The 19,498-nt window shown below is 70.5% G+C and carries 22 protein-coding genes; 14 read left to right on the top strand and 8 right to left on the bottom strand.

The genetic code is table 11. The features are described from left to right. Positions 1 to 3 precede the first annotated feature (3 nt). The 5 genes from V5F63_RS02980 to dapF form a co-directional block, all read right to left on the bottom strand. Positions 4 to 927 (bottom strand): SH3 domain-containing protein, encoded by a 924-nt coding sequence (locus tag V5F63_RS02980; protein WP_394101545.1) that lies wholly within the window; start codon positions 925 to 927, stop codon positions 4 to 6. Then, a complete protein-coding gene (locus tag V5F63_RS02975; RefSeq protein ID WP_394101544.1) occupies positions 924 to 1,283 on the bottom strand; it encodes a hypothetical protein in 360 nt (119 codons plus the stop codon). Before V5F63_RS02975 ends, V5F63_RS02980 begins: the two co-directional genes overlap by 4 nt. 130 nt (positions 1,284 to 1,413) lie before the next feature. Beyond that, complete coding sequence (gene ftsY / locus V5F63_RS02970; protein WP_394101543.1) at positions 1,414 to 2,763, bottom strand: signal recognition particle-docking protein FtsY; 1,350 nt, start codon at positions 2,761 to 2,763, stop codon at positions 1,414 to 1,416. A 22-nt stretch (positions 2,764 to 2,785) separates the two neighbouring features. Beyond that, positions 2,786 to 4,060: a tRNA (N(6)-L-threonylcarbamoyladenosine(37)-C(2))-methylthiotransferase MtaB gene (gene mtaB, locus V5F63_RS02965; RefSeq protein ID WP_394101542.1), complete on the bottom strand. Its 1,275-nt coding sequence runs from the start codon at positions 4,058 to 4,060 to the stop codon at positions 2,786 to 2,788. Then, on the bottom strand, positions 4,060 to 4,917 hold the full coding sequence (dapF, locus tag V5F63_RS02960; protein ID WP_209487633.1) for a diaminopimelate epimerase: 858 nt from the start codon (positions 4,915 to 4,917) through the stop codon (positions 4,060 to 4,062). Before dapF ends, mtaB begins: the two co-directional genes overlap by 1 nt. A gap of 165 nt (positions 4,918 to 5,082) precedes the next feature. On the opposite strand from dapF, the gene V5F63_RS02955 reads away from it, so the two are divergent. The 4 genes from V5F63_RS02955 (at position 5,083) to V5F63_RS02940 (ending at position 8,987) form a co-directional block, all read left to right on the top strand. After that, the gene (locus V5F63_RS02955; RefSeq protein WP_209487632.1) at positions 5,083 to 5,721 is read left to right on the top strand and encodes a GyrI-like domain-containing protein; all 639 of its coding nucleotides are present in this window, start codon (positions 5,083 to 5,085) and stop codon (positions 5,719 to 5,721) included. A 90-nt stretch (positions 5,722 to 5,811) separates the two neighbouring features. Next, on the top strand, positions 5,812 to 7,815 hold the full coding sequence (locus tag V5F63_RS02950) for a DUF3300 domain-containing protein (RefSeq protein WP_394101541.1): 2,004 nt from the start codon (positions 5,812 to 5,814) through the stop codon (positions 7,813 to 7,815). Between the two features lie 179 nt (positions 7,816 to 7,994). Then, positions 7,995 to 8,525 (top strand): RNA 2',3'-cyclic phosphodiesterase, encoded by a 531-nt coding sequence (thpR, locus tag V5F63_RS02945; RefSeq protein ID WP_209487630.1) that lies wholly within the window; start codon positions 7,995 to 7,997, stop codon positions 8,523 to 8,525. 48 nt (positions 8,526 to 8,573) lie between these two features. Then, on the top strand, positions 8,574 to 8,987 hold the full coding sequence (locus V5F63_RS02940; protein ID WP_209487629.1) for a YkvA family protein: 414 nt from the start codon (positions 8,574 to 8,576) through the stop codon (positions 8,985 to 8,987). Between the two features lie 3 nt (positions 8,988 to 8,990). Here the strand turns inward: V5F63_RS02940 and V5F63_RS02935 are convergent, their stop codons facing one another. Further along, positions 8,991 to 9,971: an NADPH:quinone oxidoreductase family protein gene (locus tag V5F63_RS02935; RefSeq protein WP_394101540.1), complete on the bottom strand. Its 981-nt coding sequence runs from the start codon at positions 9,969 to 9,971 to the stop codon at positions 8,991 to 8,993. A gap of 340 nt (positions 9,972 to 10,311) precedes the next feature. On the opposite strand from V5F63_RS02935, the gene V5F63_RS02930 reads away from it, so the two are divergent. Further along, the gene (locus tag V5F63_RS02930; protein ID WP_394101539.1) at positions 10,312 to 10,833 is read left to right on the top strand and encodes an invasion associated locus B family protein; all 522 of its coding nucleotides are present in this window, start codon (positions 10,312 to 10,314) and stop codon (positions 10,831 to 10,833) included. A 73-nt stretch (positions 10,834 to 10,906) separates the two neighbouring features. On the opposite strand, the gene V5F63_RS02925 is transcribed toward V5F63_RS02930, so the two are convergent. Continuing rightward, positions 10,907 to 11,323: a YidB family protein gene (locus tag V5F63_RS02925; RefSeq protein WP_209487626.1), complete on the bottom strand. Its 417-nt coding sequence runs from the start codon at positions 11,321 to 11,323 to the stop codon at positions 10,907 to 10,909. Positions 11,324 to 11,507: 184 nt separating this feature from the next. Here V5F63_RS02925 and ccmI point away from each other — a divergent pair, with 184 nt between their 5' ends. From ccmI to V5F63_RS02885, 8 genes are all read left to right on the top strand, one after another. Then, positions 11,508 to 12,659, top strand: coding sequence for a c-type cytochrome biogenesis protein CcmI (gene ccmI / locus V5F63_RS02920; protein WP_394101538.1), 1,152 nt, complete (start codon positions 11,508 to 11,510; stop codon positions 12,657 to 12,659). Then, positions 12,656 to 13,135: a cytochrome c maturation protein CcmE gene (ccmE, locus tag V5F63_RS02915; RefSeq protein WP_394101537.1), complete on the top strand. Its 480-nt coding sequence runs from the start codon at positions 12,656 to 12,658 to the stop codon at positions 13,133 to 13,135. Before ccmI ends, ccmE begins: the two co-directional genes overlap by 4 nt. 3 nt (positions 13,136 to 13,138) lie before the next feature. After that, entirely contained in the window at positions 13,139 to 15,127 is a 1,989-nt protein-coding gene (locus V5F63_RS02910; RefSeq protein ID WP_209487623.1) for a heme lyase CcmF/NrfE family subunit, read from the top strand. Positions 15,128 to 15,132: 5 nt separating this feature from the next. Further along, a complete protein-coding gene (locus V5F63_RS02905; RefSeq protein ID WP_209487622.1) occupies positions 15,133 to 15,627 on the top strand; it encodes a cytochrome c-type biogenesis protein in 495 nt (164 codons plus the stop codon). Positions 15,628 to 15,695: 68 nt separating this feature from the next. After that, on the top strand, positions 15,696 to 16,943 hold the full coding sequence (rlmN, locus tag V5F63_RS02900) for a dual-specificity RNA methyltransferase RlmN (protein ID WP_394101536.1): 1,248 nt from the start codon (positions 15,696 to 15,698) through the stop codon (positions 16,941 to 16,943). Between the two features lie 25 nt (positions 16,944 to 16,968). Continuing rightward, on the top strand, positions 16,969 to 17,361 hold the full coding sequence (locus V5F63_RS02895; RefSeq protein WP_394101535.1) for a VOC family protein: 393 nt from the start codon (positions 16,969 to 16,971) through the stop codon (positions 17,359 to 17,361). A 4-nt stretch (positions 17,362 to 17,365) separates the two neighbouring features. Continuing rightward, a complete protein-coding gene (locus V5F63_RS02890; protein WP_394101534.1) occupies positions 17,366 to 17,902 on the top strand; it encodes a hypothetical protein in 537 nt (178 codons plus the stop codon). 35 nt (positions 17,903 to 17,937) lie between these two features. Continuing rightward, positions 17,938 to 18,369, top strand: coding sequence for a hypothetical protein (locus V5F63_RS02885; protein WP_394101533.1), 432 nt, complete (start codon positions 17,938 to 17,940; stop codon positions 18,367 to 18,369). Positions 18,370 to 18,437: 68 nt separating this feature from the next. Here the strand turns inward: V5F63_RS02885 and rpmB are convergent, their stop codons facing one another. Beyond that, entirely contained in the window at positions 18,438 to 18,734 is a 297-nt protein-coding gene (gene rpmB / locus V5F63_RS02880) for a 50S ribosomal protein L28 (protein ID WP_209487618.1), read from the bottom strand. 225 nt (positions 18,735 to 18,959) lie between these two features. Between rpmB and V5F63_RS02875 the strand changes: the two genes are divergently transcribed. After that, positions 18,960 to 19,490 (top strand): RICIN domain-containing protein, encoded by a 531-nt coding sequence (locus V5F63_RS02875; protein WP_394101532.1) that lies wholly within the window; start codon positions 18,960 to 18,962, stop codon positions 19,488 to 19,490. Positions 19,491 to 19,498 lie beyond the last annotated feature (8 nt).

Below are 19,498 nucleotides of genomic sequence, written 5' to 3'. Positions count from 1 at the left end.
AACTCAGCTGCAGTTCGTGACTTGATTGGAGCAGATGCCGCGCCACCAGCCGCGCTTGCCATCCCGGCTCTTCGTCAGCGCCCAATTGGCGGAGCAGGCGTAGAGGCGCTCCAGCGTGCCGTCGATGGGTAGATTGCCGGAGGGATCGGCCGCGTCATCGCCGGGCGGAATATCCTTCGCATCGACGTTGGGCGCCTGGTGCAGGCGCATCACCGGCATCTGCGTGTTGGCATAGGCGCCGCCGGCCTTGTCCGCCGGAATCCAGCCCGCCCCCCTGTAGGTCTTGGGGTAGGAGCGGGGCGGCGGATCGTCATAGGGCGCGCCGGGCGGGGTGGCATTGCGGATGCGGAACCAGCCGTCCTTGTAGCCGGTGATCTCGAATTCAACGTGCCAGCTGTCGTCCTCGCCCTGCCCGGACTCGGGCGTCCGGCGCGGTGGAGCGAGGGTGCCCACCACCTTCGCCGTCGCCGAAGGCGCGGCGCGCACGGGCAGGCCCTTGCGACTGGTGTCGATGGACCACGCCCTGAGCCGGCAAGGCTCCACACCCGGCTCCGGCTTTTGCTTCGCGAGGCTTGCGAGAATTTCCGCCTGATCCTCGGCGAACGGGTCATCCCCCGCCGGATCCTGCGCCGTGCGGGGGCGCACTACGGCGGAGACGACGCGGCGGGCATCGCCCTCCGGCGCCAGCGTCACCTCCAGTACCTGCACGGACGTGAAGGCGCTGCCCGGCGTCCTCGGATCATCCGCGCCGGCGGGAAAGATGGCGATCAGCGCCGTCTGACCCAGTTCGCCCGTGCGCAGCACGCGGCCGGCGACCAGCGTCTTCGGCAATTGCGCCGTGGCGGCGGCAAGCCACGCCGGGTCTTCCGCGCGCGCCTCGGCCGCCGGCAAAAGCGCAACGAGGGTGAGGGCGGCGAGGCGCCTCATTGCGGGGCGATGATCTTCAGCGGCGTCGTGTAGGGCTCGACCCGCAGGCTGTCGTTGCTGAGGATGCTCACGCGCGCCACCGGCGCCTGCTCCAGCGCGCCGTCGGCGCCCTTGCGCACGGCGTAGCGCCAGAGCGTCACCTCGCCCTTCGCCTTGAGTGCCCGGCCGATGGCGGTGACATCGCTGCCGCCGATCGCCGCCGCGTCCTGCGGCGAGAGGCCGACGACGATCTCGTCCTTCACCGTGACGATCTTGAACAGCGGCGTCGTCTCCGCCGCCGAGGCCGATCCGGCGAGAGCCAGAAGGCTGCCGGCAACCAGCGACAGGGAGAACAGGCGGCGGGTGGGAGGGGTCATTGCGGCGATCCTCGGGACGGCGCACGGCGGCGCTCAAGACCGAGATTCCCCGAGGTTGCACGGATTTTCAACCGCCGCGTACCGAATGGCAGCGAGGCGGCAGATAGCTACCGCCAAAGCCCGTCCAGCCTCACTCCAACCCGGCAATGGCCCGTGCGAAATCGCGCGCCGCGAAGGGCTGGAGGTCATCCTGCCCCTCGCCCACCCCGATCAGATGGATGGGCAGTTTGTGCTTCGCCGCGATGGCCACGAGGATGCCGCCCCGCGCCGTGCCGTCGAGCTTGGTCATGACGAGGCCGGTGACGCCGGCGGTGCGGGCAAACGCTTCCACCTGCGAGAGCGCGTTCTGGCCCACGGTGGCGTCGAGCACGAGGAGCACCGCGTGGGGCGCGGTGGGCTCCTGCTTCTTGATGACCCGCACCACCTTTTCCAGCTCCGCCATCAGCTCGGCGCGGTTCTGCAGGCGGCCGGCGGTGTCGATCATGAGGATGTCGGCGTTCTGGGCGCGCGCCTCGGTGATGGCATCGTGGGCGACGCCCGCCGCATCGGCCCCCTGCTCGCGGGCGATGACGGTGGCGCCGGTGCGCTCGCCCCACACCTTCAGCTGCTCGATGGCGGCGGCGCGGAAGGTGTCGCCGGCGGCGAGCACCACCTTGCGGCCCTCCGCCCGCCACTGGGCGGCGAGCTTGCCGATGGTGGTGGTCTTGCCGGAGCCGTTGACGCCCACCATCAGCAGGATGAAGGGCTTGTGCGCCGTGTCCACCACCAGCGGCACGGCCACAGGGGCGAGGATGCGCTCGACCTCGGCCGCAATCAGGCTTTTGACCTCCTCGGCCGAGATCATCTTGTCGTGCCGGCCGCGCCCCACCTCCTCGACGATGCGCATGGAGGTCTCGACGCCGAGGTCGGCGCGGATCAGCACTTCCTCCAGTTCCTCAAGCGTCGCCGCATCGAGCTTGCGCTTGGACACGAGATCGGTGATGCCCTGCCCGAGGCTGGACGCGGTGCGCGCGAGGCCGGAGGCGAGCCGGCTCCAGAAGCCCTTGCGCGGCTCCGGGACCGGCGCAACGGCGACGGGTTCGGGCGGCGGCGGGGGAAGCTCCGGCGCCGGAGCTTCGGGCACCACGACCGGAGCGGGCTCAGGCGCGGCGGTCTCGACCGGCTCGGGGTCCGTATTCGGCTCCGGCGCGAAGGCAACAGGCGGCTCGGGTTCGACGGGCTCGGGCGCAGGTGCTTCCAAAGTCTCGGGCGCAACCAGCTCGGGCGCGACCGGTTCGGGCGGCGCGGCAGGCTCCGCCGCCGCGCTCTCCACCGGGGTCGTTAGCGGCCTCTCTGGCGCGACCAGCGGGGGCGCGGTGTCCGCCGCAGCGGGGACAGGCGCATCCGGAGGCGTCACCGGCGTCTCAGCCGCCGGCTCGCCGGTCAGCCATCCCCAGAAGCCGCGCTTCTTCTTGTCGTTTCCGCCGTCCTGCTGGCTCATGCCGAAGATCCCTGAAAATGCGTCACGCCGCGATGAGCCGCGCGCCGTCGTGCCCTGCGATCCTGAGATCGGCGAGGCTGCCGCGCACCGCCGCGCCGGAGAGGCGCACCGGGGTGAAATGTTCGGTGTGTCCGCGCCCGCCGGCTTCCACCAGCACCGTGCGGCGGCGGCCGATTTCCGCCGAAAGATGCCGGCGCAGCAGGCCCGCCCCGGTCTCCCGGAGGCGCGCCGCCCGCTCGGCAACCAGCGCCGGGGGAAGCTGCGGCATGCGGGCCGCCGCCGTGCCCGGCCGGGCGGAATAGGGGAAGGCGTGGAGGAAGGCGAGGCCCGCCTCCTCGGCGAAGTCGCGCGTGGCGCGGGCCTGCGCCTCGGTCTCGGTCGGAAAGCCGGCGATGATGTCGGCACCCAGCACCACGTCAGGCCTCGCCCGCCGCAGCGCGGCAATGAACGCCAGCGCCTCGGCCCGGCTGTGGCGGCGCTTCATGCGCTTCAGGATGAGGTCGTCGCCGGACTGGAGCGAGAGGTGCAGATGCGGCATCAGCCGCTCTTCCTCGGCGAGGGCACGCATCAGTTCCGCATCCGCCTCCACCGCGTCGATGGAGGAGAGACGCAGCCGCTTCAGCTCCGGCACACGCGCGAGCACCGCCCGCACCAGCCGCCCGAGGGTCGGCGCGCCCGGAAGGTCGGCACCATAGGCGGTGAGATCAACGCCGGTCAGCACCACCTCGCCATGGCCGCTTTCAACGAGCCGCGCCACCTGCGCCACCACCGCGCCCATGGGCACGCTGCGCGAGGGGCCACGGCCGAACGGGATGATGCAGAAGGTGCAGCGATGATCGCAGCCGTTCTGCACCTCCACGAAGGCGCGGGTGTGCCCCTCGAACCGGTCGGCGAGATGGGGTGTCGCCGCGCGCACGGCGGCGATGTCCTGCACCCGCACCTTCTGCTCGGCGCCAATGCCGAAATCAAAGTCTCGGCGGGCGTGGGCCCAGCTCGCGGCGGAAATCTTCTCGGCATTGCCGAGCACGAGGTCCACCTCCTCCATGGCGGCGAAGGTGGCGGGCTCGGTCTGGGCGGCGCATCCGGTGACCACCACGCGGAGCGCGGGATCGCGGCGGCGGGCGCGGCGGATGGCCTGGCGCGCCTGCCGCACGGCTTCCGCCGTCACAGCGCAGGTATTCACGATGAAGGCACGCTCCAGCCCGGCAGCCGTGGCGGCGCGGGCGATGCCGTCGCCTTCCAGCGCGTTCAGGCGGCAGCCGAAATTGACCACCTCGACGCCCGCTGCATCCGCCATCAGGCGGCCTCATCCAGCATGGCGGGTGTGAGGGTGCCGGCGAATTCGTGCTCCACCGGCCCGGTCATCAGAACGTGGCCATCGCTCTCGCGCCATTCGATCTCCAGCGGCCCACCCGGCAGCGTCACCGTGACGGCGCGGCCCGTGCGGCCCGTGCGGACGGCGGCGACACCGGTGGCGCAGGCGGCGGTGCCGCAGGCCTGCGTGCGACCGGCGCCGCGTTCCCAAACATGGAGCAGGATGCGGTCCGGCGCGGTGAGGCTTGCGAACGAGATGTTGGCGCGCTCCGGAAAGAGCGGATGGTGCTCCAGCGCGGCGCCGAGGCCTTCCACGTCCATGGCGTCGGCATCATCGACGAAGAAGATGGCGTGCGGATTGCCCATGCTCACCATCACCGCCGGCCCCAGGCTCTCGAAGCCGGGCACGAGGACCGACGCCGTGTCGCCCACATCCTGCGCCAGCGGGATGTCCTGCCAGCCGAGGCGGGGGGCGCCCATGTCCACCTTCACCTGACCGTCCAGCCGCACGGTGCAATCGAGCAGCCCTGCCTCGCTCTCGAACAGCACATGGGGCGTGCCGGTGCGCTCGGCCTCCAGCGCGGCGATGCAGCGGGTGCCGTTGCCGCAGGCGGCGGAGAGGGAGCCGTCATTGTTGAGGATGCGGACGAAGGCGGCGGTGTCCGCGCGGCGCGGCGGATAGAGCACCATGGCCTGGTCGAACGGCAGCACCGAGGGCCGCGCCAGCGCCCGCGCGGCGGCGGGCGGCACCTCCACCGGATCGGTGCGCAGGTCGAGGACGAGGATCTCGTTGCCGAGACCGTTCATCTTCACAAAGGGGCGGTGGCTGAGCGGGTTCACGGGCGTCCGGGCTGGTCCTGAAGGATCTTTGCCTTATATGGCGTCGTTCCGTCCATCACACCACCCCCGCGCCGCCCGCAAGGCGCCGCAATCGCGCCGAACTGCGGCAGGAGAACATGCTAGACAGAGTGCGTCGCGGCCCTTCGGCCCGCGGGAGGATGGACGATGACGGGCGTTTGGGGGACGAGGCTCGGGCGGGCGGCGGCGGTTTTCGGGCTGATGATGGCGCTGGTGGCGCCCGCGGCCGCGCAGGCGCCGCAAAAGTCACAGGACTCGCTGACGCCTCCGCCGGTGGTGGACCCGAAGACGGTGGAGACGACCCCCGTCACGCCCGCTCCCGCCACCTTCTCGGCGGACGAGGTGACGCTGACGCCCGTGCCGGTGCTCACGATTTCCGGCTCGTCGTCCTGGGAAGACGCCTATGACAAATTGGTGGAGGCCGTCCGCAAGGCGGATGGCGAGGTGAAGCGGCTGGGCCTAGTGCGGGCCGGCGACGTGTTCGTCATGTACAATACCAGCGACGACCGCGGCTTCGACTATGAGGTGCAGATGCCGTTCTCCGGCACCACCACCCAGAAGCCGGCCGAGCCGATGAAGCTCGGCGGCTCCTTCGCCGGCAAGGTCTTGCGGTTCGTGCATACCGGCTCTTTCGGCGACATGGACAATACCTACGAGCAGATCGCCAATTATCTCGACGAGAAGAACGTCGAGCAGAACGACCTCTACATCGAGCGCTATCGGACAGACCTTCTGACCGCCTCGCCCGAGGCGCTGGAGATCGAGATCCTCGTCCCCCTGCCCTGAGCAGGCCCTGAAAAAATAGAGAAACATCAAGGACACGGCGGCGTCGACCAGTCTAGCCTGAGGTCAGAACGCCGCCATAAGGAGGGCCGCATGGGTGGCATATCCATAAGAAACTGCGTCAAGGGGAGGACGGGAAACCTGTCGCGCATCGCCGTCGCGGCGGTGTTCGGCTGGTCCACCATCTACCCGGCTCTCGCCCAGACCCCGCCGCCTGCGCCGCAGGGCCAACCCGCGCCGCAGGGCGACCAAGGCTATCCTCAGGGCCAGCCGCTGCCGCAGGCGCCTCAGGGGCAGCAAGGCCCGCAGGGCCAAGCCCTGCCGCCGCCCCAGCCGGGCGATCGGGTCCAGCCCGCCTATTCCCTGTCTGAGCTCGAATACCTGCTCGGGCCGGTGGCGCTCTATCCGGATCCGCTGCTCGCCATCCTGTTCCCGGCGACGCTGTTCCCGGAACAGCTGGTGGAGGCGTACAACTGGATCGTCGCCAATCCCAATCCGGTGCAGGAACGCAACTTCACCGCGGTGGATGCCTTCAACTGGGATTCCTCGGTGAAGGCGCTGGTGCGCTTTCCGGAGGTGATCACCCTGCTCCATGAGCACATGGAGTGGTCGGAATCCCTCGGCCTCGCCTTCTCGACCCAGCCGCAGGATGTGTCCAACACCATCCAGTTGCTGCGTGCCAAGGCGCAGGCGGTCGGCAATCTGCAGTCCACGCCGCAGCAGGTGGTGACGACGCAGGACGCGCCCGCGAGCAGCGGCAGCGGCGGCCCCGCGCGCACCATCTATATCCAGCCGGCCGATCCCGAGCGCATCTATGTGCCGGCCTATGACAGCTCGGAGGTCTTCACCACCTTCGCCACCGGCGCCCTGGCGTTCGGCGCCGGCGTGCTCGTCGGCTCCTACTGGAACAACAACTGGGGCTGGAACAACCGGCCGTGGAACTCTGTGTGGGTGGTGCCGCCGCGCTGGGTGCGCCCGCCCTATTGGGGTCCCGGCTGGGGTGGCCGCCCGCCCGTCTGGGGACCGGGACCGTGGGTGCCCGGCCGTCCCGGCGTTCGGCCCCCGCCGCGTCCCGGCTGGCCGGGTGGTCCCGGTCGTCCGGGTTGGCCCGGCGGTCCCGGTGGTCCCGGCGGTCCCGGGTGGCCGGGTGGACCGGGTGGACCTGGCGGTCCGGGACGTCCCGGCTGGCCGGGCGGCCCCGGCTACCCCGGTGGTCCCGGTGGTCCTGGAGGTCCTGGAGGGCCCGGCCGTCCCGGCTGGCCCGGTGGACCGGGTGGACCCGGTGGACCCGGTGGACCCGGCCGTCCCGGAATGCCCGGATATCCGGGGGGACCGGGCGTCGGTCCCGGCCGTCCCGGAATGCCTCTCGTTCCCGGTGCCCCCGGCCGTCCGGGTTATCCCGGTGGTCCGGGTCGTCCCGGCACGCCCGGCTATCCCGGTGGACCCGGCGTCGGTCCCGGTCGTCCCGGAATGCCCGTTGTTCCCGGTGCGCCCGGCCGGCCCGGATATCCCGGTGGTCCGGGCATGGGACCGGGTCGCCCCGGCTATCCCGGCACCCCAGGCGTCGGACCCGGTCGCCCCGGTCGCCCGGGCATGCCCGGCAACATCCCCGGCCAGCCCGGCGCGGGTCCCGGCCGTCCCGGATATCCCGGCACCCCCGGCGTCGGCCCCGGTCGCCCCGGCCGGCCCGGCCAGCCCGGTGTTCCGGGGGCAGGACCGAACCGTCCCGGTTATCCCGGCGCCGGCCCCGGCCGGCCCGGCGGACCTGGCCGGCCCGGATATCCGAATGCCGGTCCCAACCGGCCCGGTTATCCGAACGCGGGTCCCAACCGGCCCAACCGGCCCGCGGTCCAGCCGAACCGGCCGGCCAATCGGCCCGCCAACGTGCGGCCGCAGAACCGGCCGCAGCAGGTGCGACCGCAGCAAAGGCCCCAGCAGCGGCCGCAACAGATGCGTCCGCAGCAGCAGCGCCCGCAGCAGATGAGGCCGCAGCAACGCCCCCAGCAGATGCGGCCGCAGCAGATGCGACAGCAGCCGAGGGCCATGCCGCAGCAACGGGCGGCGCCGCAGAACCGGCCTCGGCCCGGCCAGCGCTGAGGCCCGACAGACCCATCCGCCCGGCTTCGGCCGGGCGGTTTGTTTCCGAACCGCCGAAGGCGCGGCAGAGCCCTTTCCTTCGGGGCGCGAATCTCCTTCACTGCACGGGCTGGGCCTGCGGTAGCGCCGCGGTCGCTCGTGAGACCGGCACTATCCCGCCGGCCATCGCGGAGGGTTCAATGCCGCGACTGTTCACCGCCATCGAGATCCCCCCGGAGGTCGGGCTCGACCTGTCCATGCTGCGGGGCGGTCTGTCCGGCGCCCGCTGGATCGATTCCGAGAACTATCACGTCACCCTGCGCTTCATCGGCGACGTGGACGACGCCACCGGCCGCGACATCATGCTGATGCTGGGGCAGGTGCGACGACCCGCCTTCGACATCGCGCTGGACGGGCTGGACCAGTTCGGCGGTCACAAGCCGCGCGCGGTGTTCGCGGCGGTGAAGGCCAATGCGGCGCTGATGGAGCTGCAGGCCGAGCAGGAGCGCATCATGCAGCGGCTCGGCCTCGGCGCGGAGCGCAACTACAAGCCCCACGTCACCCTCGCCCGGCTGCGCGACGCATCCTCGCGGCAGGTGGCGGACTATCTGGCGGCGCGCGGCTCCTTCCGCACCCCGGCGTTCCGCGTGCCGCGCTTCGTGCTGTTCTCCTCGCGGGATTCGGTGGGCGGCGGACCCTATCTCGTGGAAGCGGCCTACCCGCTCCTGTAGGGCGCCCGGCCTCTTGCGGCGCTCAGCGGGGTCCCCATCTCATGGTGCATGACTACGCACACGCTGAACCCCGACGAATTCGACCGCCTCTCCGGCGCCGAGCGCGACAAGGCCGCGCAAGACGAGGCCAGCGTGCGCAAGGGCTTCTGGCGGAAGTTGCGCGGCGCCGCCCGCCACGTCCCCTTCGCCGAAGACGCGGTGGCGAGCTATTATGCTGCGTTCGACCGCCAGACGCCGCTGCGGGTGCGCGCGACCCTGCTCGGTGCCCTCGCCTATTTCGTCCTGCCCTTCGACCTGACGCCGGACCTCCTGCCGCTGATCGGGTTCGGAGACGATGCGGCGGTGCTCATGGGCGCGCTCAAGCTGCTGTCGGGCCATGTGAAGCCCGAGCATTATGAAGCGGCCAAGGCCGCCTTCGACCCCGACCATCAGGCGACCGGGGAGGACGGCCGCCCGGCCTGAGGTTCAGTCGGCGACGGTGAGCACCACCTTGCCCTTCACCCGACGCCCGGAAATCTCGCCGAGGGCCTCGGCGCAGTGTTCCAGCGGGAAGGTCTTGTCCACGTGGGCCGAGATGCGGCCGTCCCGCGCGTAGCCCATCAGCTCGGCCACCGCGTCGCGCAGCCAGACGGGATTGGCCCGGGCATGGGAGCCGAAGGCGACGCCGCGCGCATCGCAATTCTTCACCAGCAGCAGGTTCAGCGGGATCTTCGGGATCTCGCCGGCGGCGAAGCCCACCACCAGGAAGCGGCCGAGCGGGCCGAGCGCCCGCAGTGCCTGCTCCGCCATGTCGCCGCCCACCGGATCGTAGACCAGATCAAGACCCGTCCCGCCGCCGAACGCCTTCAGCGCAGCCTTGAGGTCACCGGAGGCATAGTCGAAACCTTCGTCCGCTCCGTGATCCAGCGCGAAGCGCACCTTCTCCGGCGAGGAGGCGCAGGCGATGATCCGCGCGCCGAGCACCCGGCCCAGCTCCACCGCCGCGAGCCCCACCCCGCCCGAGGCACCGAGCACGGCGAGCCGCTCGCCCGCCTTCAGCTCGCCGCGGTCGCGCAGCGCATAGAGCGCCGTGCCGTAGGTGACGATGAGGCCGGCCGCCTTCACGAGGTCGAGGTCGTCCGGAACCTTGGCCAGGAACTGGGCCGGAGCCGCGACATACCCGCGCGCCGCGCCGTGGGTCTGGTAGCCGCACACGCGCTCGCCGACCGCAAAGCCGGTGACGCCCTCGCCCAGCGCGGCGACATGGCCGGCATATTCGGCGCCGGGGGAGAAGGGCAGCTCGGGCTTCACCTGGTAGAGATCGCGGATGATGAGCGTGTCGAAGAAATTGAGGCCGATGGCCGCGACCTTCACCAGCACCTCGCCGGGACCGGGCGAAGGCACGGGCAGATCGCGGATCTCAAGGGTCTCGGGGGCGCCATGGCGCGCGCACACCACCGCTTTCATGAGGTCTCCTTCTTCACTGGAACGACAGGAACGGATTACCAAAAATTAACCCAACAGGGCGGAAGCACGGGGTAAACACGCCCTTCCGCGACGGCACCGGCGCCATCAAGAACCCACGCCTTGCGCCACGCACGGCGGCCGGACAGTCTCGCGAAGTCCCACGGCGCAACGAATCGGGCGATTTCACCCATCCTGCGCATTGAGCGGAGCCGAGCCTTTGGTTTAGGAAAACGCAAGACGACCCCGCCATTTTTTTGACCGCCTGCGTCGCTACCCGACAGCCGGCGGCCAAGCACGATGTCCGATTGCCTTACGGGGCCCCAGCGATTTAGGAGAAGCCATGACGCTTCCTCGTGTCCATCCTGCTCTCCTGGGCATGTTCCTCGCCTGTGCCGCAGCCGCCCCGGCCGCCGCGCAGGGCCAGCCTCAGTCGAAGGCGGTGGCGCAGTTCGGCGACTGGAGCGTCTACGTCTCCACCTCCAGTCCCAAGGTCTGCTACGCCATCTCCCAGCCAAAGACTCGCGCGCCCGAAGGGCTGAAGCGCGATCCGGCCTATTTCTTCATCTCCACGCGCCCCGGCGAGAACGTGAAGAACGAGGTGACCGTCACCGTCGGCTTCCCGCTGAAGGAGGGTTCGGACGCGACCCTGACGGTCGGCAACGCGACGCTCCAGCTCTACACGAAGGATGAGGGCGCTTGGGTGCGCAACGTGGCCGACGAGTCCAAGCTGGTGGACGCCATGAAGCGCGGCAAGGACCTCACCGTCGCCTCGACCTCGCTGCGCGGCAACGTGACCACCGACAAATACTCGCTGGTCGGCCTGGCGCAGGCGCTCGACCGGGTGGCGCAGGAATGCAAGTGAGCGCGATCAAGTGAGCGCGATCGAAGTCGTGCTTTGAAGGTGCTGAAGGGACGGGCCCGGCCCGTCCCGGCAATCACCGCCCGGGCAGATCCAGCACGCCGTTGGGGCTGAATCGATCAATGATGGCCGGCAGATGCTTGGCGAGAAGCTCGGGCAGCATCTCCGGCTGGAGGCCGAGCCCGTTGGCGATGGCGGTGAGGGGCTCGGCGCCGAGCGCGTTGACGATCTCGTCCGCGCTCACCGGCACGTTGGGGCCGCTGGAAAGCCAGCTGTCCACCTCATGGGCGAGGCCAGCCTCCTGCAATTGCGCCAGCACGCCCTCGATGCTGCCATAGGGCGTCTTCGCCAGCGCGCCATCGAGGATGCCGGGCAGGGCCGAGGCCATGGGGCCGCTGAGCAGCGTGTCGATGAGGGCGCCGGCGCCCTCGGGGCCGGCACGGCCGAGCATGTTGGAGAGCATGCTGCCCGCCATCTGGTCGAACAGGCCCATCCCCGTCTCCTCCCGCTGCTGCGCTGCACGATGCGGCGCGCCGTGGGTTGGTGTACCGGATCACCCTCGCGGTGTCGATCTGGCGTGGATCGGTCACGAACGCCTGATCGCCTGCGGCTCCGCGCCGCTGGGACGGCGTGTGGCCTATGCACGAGGATCGTCAGCCGCTAACGGCTCGCAGGTGATGATTTCACTCCCTCTGTTCACGGCCCTCGCCCTCATGACCGCCGTCGCGGCCCTCGCCGTGCTGTGGCCGCTGTCGCGCGCCCGCACCCTGAAGGCGACGCGGGAAGCGGACCTTGCGGTCTATCGCGACCAGCTGGCCGAGATCGCCCGCGACGCGAAATCCGGCCGCCTGCCCGCCGCCGAGGCGGAAGCCGCGCGCATCGAGGTGGCCCGCCGCATGCTCGCCGCCGATGCGGCGGCCGACGCTGCGTCCGCCGATCCCGCCGTGGCCGGCCGGCGCCGGCGCGCGGCGGCCATTTTCGCGCTCCTCTTCGTGCCGATCTGCGCGGCGGCGCTCTATGCCGTGATGGGCTCGCCAGGCCTTCCCGGCGCGCCGCTGGCCGAGCGGATGGCCGCGGCGCCCGATCGCAGCGACGTGGCGATCCTCGTCCGGCGCGTGGAGGAACACCTCCAGAAAAATCCCAATGACGGGCAGGGCTACGAGATCCTCGCCCCCATCTATCTGCGTCTCGGGCGGCCGGAGGATTCCGCCCGCGCCTATGGCGAAGCCATCCGCATCCTGGGCCCCAGCGCCGAGCGCCTGTCCGCAAGGGGCGACGCGCTGGTGGTGGCGGCGGACGGCCTCGTCACCGCCGATGCCGCCAAGGCCTTCGCCGCCGCCCTCGCGCTGAACCCGAACGAGCCGCGCGCCGCCTATTTCCTCGGCCTCGCCGCCGAGCAGGATGGCCGCGCGCAGGATGCCGCGCGGATCTGGGGCGATCTCCTCGCCAGGACGCCGGCCTCCGCCCTTTATCGCCCCATGGTGGCGGAGGCGCTCGCCCGCGTCGGCGGCACGGTGCCGCCCGCAGCACCTTCCCCTGCGACACCCGGTCCCAATGCCGCCGATGTCAATGCGGCCGCCCAAATGTCGCCGCAGGACCGGAACGCCATGGTGCGCGGCATGGTGGAGCGCCTCGCCGCCCGGCTCGACCAGGAGCCGAACGACATCGACGGCTGGGAACGGCTGATCCGCGCCTATGGCGTGCTCGGCGACAAGGACAAGGCGGATGCCGCGCTCAAGACCGCGCGCGCCGCCTTCAAGGACGATCCGGCGGCCCTCGCCCGTCTCGACGCGGCGGAGAAGGCCCTGCCGACAGGAGGAAAAGGATGACGCGGAAGCAGCGCAGGCTGGTCCTCATCGGCGCCGGGCTCGGCGTGCTCGCGCTCGCCGCCGGCCTCATCCTCTCGGCGCTCAACGACACCATCGTTTTCTTCCGCACGCCCACCGAAGTGGCACAGAAGCAGGTGTCGCCGGGCGCGCGCCTGCGGCTTGGCGGGCTGGTGGAGACCGGCAGCGTCGTCAAGGCCGGCACGCTCACCACCTTCTCCATCACCGACGGCAATGCCACGGTGAAGGTGGCCTACCAGGGCATCCTGCCGGACCTGTTCCGCGAGGGTCAGGGCGTGGTGGCCGAAGGCGCGCTCCAGCCGGACGGCGCGTTCAAGGCCGACAGCGTGCTCGCCAAGCACGACGAAAAATACATGCCCCGCGAGGTCGCCGACGCCCTCAAGCAGCAGGGCCACTGGAAGGACGGCGCGCCCGCGCCCGGCGCCGCCTCGCCCTCAACCCGCCAGCCGGGGAGCTGAGGCATGATCGCCGAGATCGGACAATACGCCCTCGCCCTCGCCTTCGCGCTGGCCCTGGCTCAGGTGATCCTGCCGGCCTGGGGCGCGGAGCGGCGCGATGCGGTGCTGATGGGTTCCGCCGGGCCGATCACCCTCGCCGTGTTCGGCTTCGTCGCCTTTGCCTTCGGCGCTTTGGTGCAGCTCTACGTCACCTCCGACTTCACGGTGGTGAACGTGGTGGAGAACTCCCACTCCCAGATGCCGCTCGTCTACCGCGTGACCTCCACCTGGGGGAACCACGAAGGCTCCATGCTGCTGTGGGTCTTCGTGCTCGCCCTCTTCGGGGCGCTGGTGGCGGTGTTCGGCTCGAACCTGCCGGACCGGCTCAGGGCGCTGGTGCTGTCGGTGCAGGGGGCGGTGGCGGCCGCCTTCCTCTCCTTCATCCTGTTCACGTCCAACCCGTTCGCCCGCATCGTGCCGGCCCCGGCGGAGGGGCGCAGCCTCAACCCCATCCTTCAGGACCCCGGCCTCGCCATCCACCCGCCCCTGCTCTACCTCGGCTATGTGGGGCTCTCCATCTCCTTCTCCTTCGCCATCGCGGCGCTGATCGAGGGGCGGATCGACGCCGCCTGGGCGCGCTGGGTGCGGCCGTGGACGCTGGCGGCCTGGGTGTTCCTCACGCTGGGCATCGCGGTCGGCTCCTACTGGGCCTATTACGAGCTGGGCTGGGGTGGCTGGTGGTTCTGGGACCCGGTGGAGAACGCCTCGCTCATGCCCTGGCTCGCCGCCACTGCGCTGCTGCACTCCGCCGTGGTGATGGAGAAGCGCGACGCCCTGAAGGTGTGGACCATCCTCCTCGCCATCCTCGCCTTCTCCCTGTCGCTGGTGGGCACCTTCCTGGTGCGCTCGGGCGTGCTGACCTCGGTCCATGCCTTTGCCACCGATCCGGCGCGGGGCGTGTTCATCCTCGGCATCCTCACCTTCTTCATCGCCGGAGGGCTGGCGCTGTTCGCCTTCCGCGCCTCCGAGCTGAAGCAGGGCGGCCTGTTCGCGCCAATCTCGCGGGAGGGGGCGCTGGTGTTCAACAACCTGTTCCTCACCGCCGCCACCGCCGCGGTGCTGGTGGGCACGCTCTATCCGCTGGCGCTGGAAGCCTTCACCGGCGCGAAGATCACGGTCGGCCCACCCTATTTCAACCTTGTCTTCGGCGGGCTGATGCTGCCCCTCGTCTTCGCCATGCCGTTCGGCCCGCTGCTCGCCTGGAAGCGCGGCGACATCCTCGGCGCCGCGCAGCGGCTGATGCTCGCCGCCGGCCTCGCCATCGTGGCGGTGGTGGTGACGGCGGCCGCGACCACCGGCGGCCCGGTGCTGGCGCCGCTGGCGGTGGGCCTTGCCGCCTTCATCATGCTGGGCGCCCTGACCGACCTCGCCGAGCGCGCCGGCCTCGGCCGCGTGGGGGCGAAGGTGGCGCTTGCCCGGCTCGCCGGCGTGCCGCGCTCGGCCTATGGCACGGCCATCGCCCACTTCGGCGTGGGCGTCTGCCTGCTCGGCATCGTCTGCGAGACGTCGTGGAGCCTTGAGAAGATCGCCGCGGTGAAGCTCGGCGATACCATCACCATCGGCTCGCGCACCCTGACCCTGGACCGGCTGGAAAGCCGGACCGGGCCAAACTTCCGCGCCCGCACGGCGGTGTTCTCCATCCGCGACGGCGGGGTCTCCGAGGGCAATATCGAGGCCTCGCGCCGCACCTTCGCCGCGCGGCAGATGGCGACCACCGAGGCGGGCCTGCGCACCTTCGGCTTCAGCCAGCTCTATGTGAGCATGGCCGAGGAAAGCCCGGACGGCCACGTCTCCGTCCGAGCAACCTTCAAGCCGTTCGTGACGCTGATCTGGCTCGGCGCGCTGGTGATGGCGCTGGGTGGCGGCCTCTCCCTCGCCGACCGGCGCCTCAGGGTGGGCGCGCCCCGCCCGGCGGCGAAGAAGCAGCGGCATTCCGTGGCGCCGGCGGAGTGAGCGCCATGGCACCGAACCTGCGCGCGCTCCTCGCCGCTCTCCTCATCCTCCTCACCCTCGGCGCCCCGGCCTTCGCCGTGCAGCCGGACGAGGTGCTGGGCGATCCGGCACTGGAGAGCCGGGCGCGGACGCTCTCGGCGGAGCTGCGCTGCATGGTCTGCCAGAACCAGTCCATCGACGATTCCGACGCACCGCTGGCGAAGGACCTGCGCCTCATCGTGCGCGAGCGGCTGAAGGCCGGCGACAGCGACAGCCAGGTGCTGGACTTCATGGTGGCCCGCTACGGCGAGTTCGTGCTGCTCCGCCCGCGCATGTCCTGGCGCAATGCGCTCCTTTGGGGCGCGCCGATCCTCGTGCTGGTGCTGGGCGCCCTCGGCGCCGTCCTCGCTTTGCGTCGCCGCAGCGCCGCCCCCCCGGCACCGCGGCTCTCGGCGGCCGAGGAGGCCCGGCTGAAGGCGCTGCTCGCCGAGGGCGACGGGGCCGGCTCGACCAAGCCCTGAGGCAGACGCGGGGCGGCTCCCGCATTCTTCCCGTGGAAACGCGGCCCGCGAGGGATTATGTGTGGCGGATGATGCCCACGCTCGAAACCATGCCTGAAGCCACGCCCGCGCCTGAAACCGCCCTGCCGCCCATCGCGTCCGAGGCCGCGCCCGCACGCGCCTCCCTCATCGGCCTCGACCGGGACAAGCTGGGCGACGCGCTCGATGCCATCGGCGTGAAGGGCTCGGACCGGCGCATGCGCGTCAACCAGCTCTGGCACTGGATCTACCTGCGCGGCGCCCAGGACTTCTCGGAGATGACCAACGTCTCCAAGCACCTGCGCGCGCGGCTGGAGGAGGCCTACACGCTGGCCCGTCCCGAGATCGTGGCGGAGCAGGTCTCGCAGGACGGCACCCGCAAATGGCTGCTGCGCTTCCCCGCCGATCACCCGGGCGAGCGGCCCCATGACATCGAGACGGTCTACATCCCCGAAAGCGACCGCGGCACGCTTTGCGTGTCCTCGCAGGTGGGCTGCACCCTCAACTGCTCCTTCTGCCACACCGGCACCCAGCGCCTGGTGCGCAACCTCACCGCCGCCGAGATCGTGGCGCAGGTGATGGTGGCCCGCGACCGGCTCGGCGATTATCCCGGCCGCGACCGCGCGGTGGGTCCGGGCCTGCCCACCGAGGGCGACCGGCTGGTCACCAACATCGTCTTCATGGGCATGGGCGAGCCGCTCTATGCCTATGACAGCGTGAAGGAAGCCATCGAGACCCTCTCGGACGGCGACGGCCTCGGCCTCGGCAAGAGGCGCATCACCGTCTCCACCTCCGGCGTGGTGCCGGAGATCGAGCGCCTGGGCTCGGAAGTCGGCCCCATGCTCGCCATCTCGCTGCACGCCGTGCGCGACGACCTGCGCGACGTGCTGGTGCCCATCAACAAGAAGTATCCCATCAAGGAGCTGATGGAGGCCTGCCGCACCTATCCGGCCGCCTCCAACGCCAAGCGCATTACCTTCGAATACGTCATGCTGAAGGGCGTGAACGACTCGCCCGCCGACGCGCGCGCATTGGTGAAGCTGCTCGAAGGCGTGCCAGCCAAGATCAACCTCATTCCGTTCAACCCGTGGCCCGGAACGCAATATGAGTGCTCGGACTGGGAAACCATCGAGCGCTTCTCGGACATCGTGTTCCGCGCCGGCTACGCGAGCCCGGTGCGCACGCCGCGCGGGCGCGACATCCTCGCCGCCTGCGGCCAGCTCAAGAGCGAGAGCGAGAAGCTCTCCGCCCGCGAGCGCCTCGCCTATCGCGCCATGATGGCCCAGGCGGAGGAGTAGTCCCCGCCCCTTCGGAGACGCTGCCATGCTCGACCATGTGGGGATTTCGGTGCACGACGTGGCGCGCTCCCGCGCCTTCTATCTCGCGGCGCTGGCCCCGCTCGGCTATGGCATCCTCATGGAGGTGAGCCCGCCGGGCGGGCATACCTATATCGGCTTCGGCGTGGTCGGCTCCGGCAAGCCGGACTTCTGGATCGGCGATGCGCCGGTCTCCACGGGGCACCTGCATCTCGCCTTCGCCGCGACGGACCGGGCGGCGGTGGATGCCTTCTACGCCGCCGCCCTCGCCGCGGGCGCGCGGGACAATGGCGCGCCGGGCCTGCGCCCGCATTACCATCCCGATTATTACGGGGCGTTCGTGTTCGATCCGGACGGGCTCAACGTGGAGGCCGTCTGCCACCTGCCCGAGGCTGCCTGAGCCCATGGACAACCTCGTCCGCCTGCTGCTGCGCCTCGTTCTCGTGCCGCTCGGCTATTTCGCCTCGGTCATCGCGGGGGCGTGCGTGATCCTCATCGGGGAGTGGCGCATCGGCTCGCTGTTCACCGCCGCCGATCCCGGCGACCGGGCGCTGGGCTTCATCGTGGCCATCGTCACCACAGTGGTGGTGCTGTTCATGCTGCTGATGCTCATGTGGCTGGTGGCGGCCGTGGGCATCCTGTTCTCGGAGGCCTTCGCCATCCGCTCGTGGATGTTCCACGTGGCCAATGGCGTGGTCTCGGCCTGGATCGGTGCCCAGCTCTTCGCGCCGTCCGACGGCTCGGCTCTCGTGGCGAGCGATCCCTTCTATGTGGTGGCGGCCGGCCTTGCGGGCGGCCTCGCCTACTGGCTGGTGGCGGGCTCCACGGCGGGCTTCTTCAAGCCCATCCTGCGCTCCCCCGCCGAGCGGGCCGGCGCGCTGCCGCCGCCTCCGCAGCAGCCGCGGCTTCCTCCCCCCTCGCCTGAGTCGCCATCCCGATGAGCCCAGCCGCGGACGAACCGGGTGCGCCGCGGCGCATGGTTCGTCTGGTGCTGGCCTATCTCGCGTCCGTCCTCGTCACGGTGAGCCTGCTGCCGCTGGTGGGCGCCGCCATGGACCGGCTCGCGCCCGCGCCCGGCGCCCCTGAAGGGCTGGCGCTTTATTATGGTGTTGCGATCGCCTCCGCCGGCTTCGCCTATCTGCTCGCCGCCGTCTGCGGGCTCCCGCCGGCGCTGGTGTGGATCGCCGTTTCGGAACGCCATCGCCTGCGTCACCCGCTGGCCCATGGGGCGGCCGGCGCGATCTGGGCGGCGGCCGGCTGGCTGGGTTTCTCCCTCGTCACCGATTCTCTCGGCGACCCGCTGCTGGTCCGGGTGACGGCCGACCTCCTCATCGCCGGTGTCGGCGGAGGCCTTGCTTACTGGGCCGTGGCCGGGCGCAGCGCGGGCGGCGACACGCCCCTCCGCTGAAAGCACCCACGACGAAAAACCGCGGACGTTGCCGTCCGCGGTTCAAAACGTCTCGGAAAACCGAAGGCTCAGGCCGCGGCAGCGGCGGCGACGGCCTTGGCGATCTGGCGCTTGAGGTCGAGGGCGACGGGAGACAGCTCCTCGTCGCGCGCCTTGACGAGGAAAGCGTCGAGGCCACCGCGATGGTCCACGCTCTTCAGCGCGTTGGCGCTGATGCGCAGGCGCACGGAACGCTTCAGCGTCTCGCTCTCCAGCGTCACGTTGCACAGGTTCGGCAGGAACCGGCGCTTGGTCTTGCGGTTCGAGTGGCTCACGAGGTTGCCGCTCTGAACCCCCTTGCCGGTCAGGTCACACCGCCGGGACATGGCGAAAGTCCTTTTTTCTTCGTATGGCGCGGGGAACGCGTCGGGGCCAGCAGACCCGCGTGCACTCACCCGCTCTATCGGGAAGCGGCTCGTATAGGGGGAGAGGGGAAGCCAGTCAAGGTGCGGGGCATATCCTCCCCCTGCGAAGCTTGGTATGGAAGCGCGCCACGGCGAAGCTGGGGAACATGGCAGCATCGGCCGCGTGGCGTGGAATTGGGGGATTTCATGAAATTCGGTGGATGGCTGTTCGCCGCCGCGCTGTCGATGGCGGGGCTCTTCTGCGCGGGCGAGGCGAGCGCTCAGACAAGGTTCATCGTCAACCAGCTGTCCGGCAAGTGCATCGACGTGTCCGGCGCCCCCGGCGTCAAGAATGGCGCGCCGCTGATTCTTTATACCTGCGAGTTCGGCGCGCTGAACCCCAACGGGTCGCCCACCGACCAGATGTGGGAGGTCCTGCCCCAGGGCTTCATCCGCAATGCCCTCTCCGGCAAGTGCATCGACGTGCCCGGCGCCCCCGGCATCAAGGCCGGGACCGCGCTGATCCTTTATGATTGCGAGATGTCGGGGCGGAACCCCAACGGCTCGACCACCGACCAGCAGTGGCAGTTCACGAAGGAAGGGCTGATCCGCCACAAGTTGTCCGGCCTGTGTCTCGATGTGCGCGGGGGCCCCGCCACCGCCAACGGCGCGCCGCTCCAGCTTGCGACGTGCGAGGTGGCCGGAGGGCCGTCCGACCAGTATTGGCGCCTGAAGTAGCGCCGTCC

The organism is Xanthobacter wiegelii, from assembly GCF_043193855.2.
GTDB lineage: Bacteria > Pseudomonadota > Alphaproteobacteria > Rhizobiales > Xanthobacteraceae > Xanthobacter > Xanthobacter flavus_A.
This window is presented reverse-complemented; position numbering and strand designations above follow the sequence as displayed.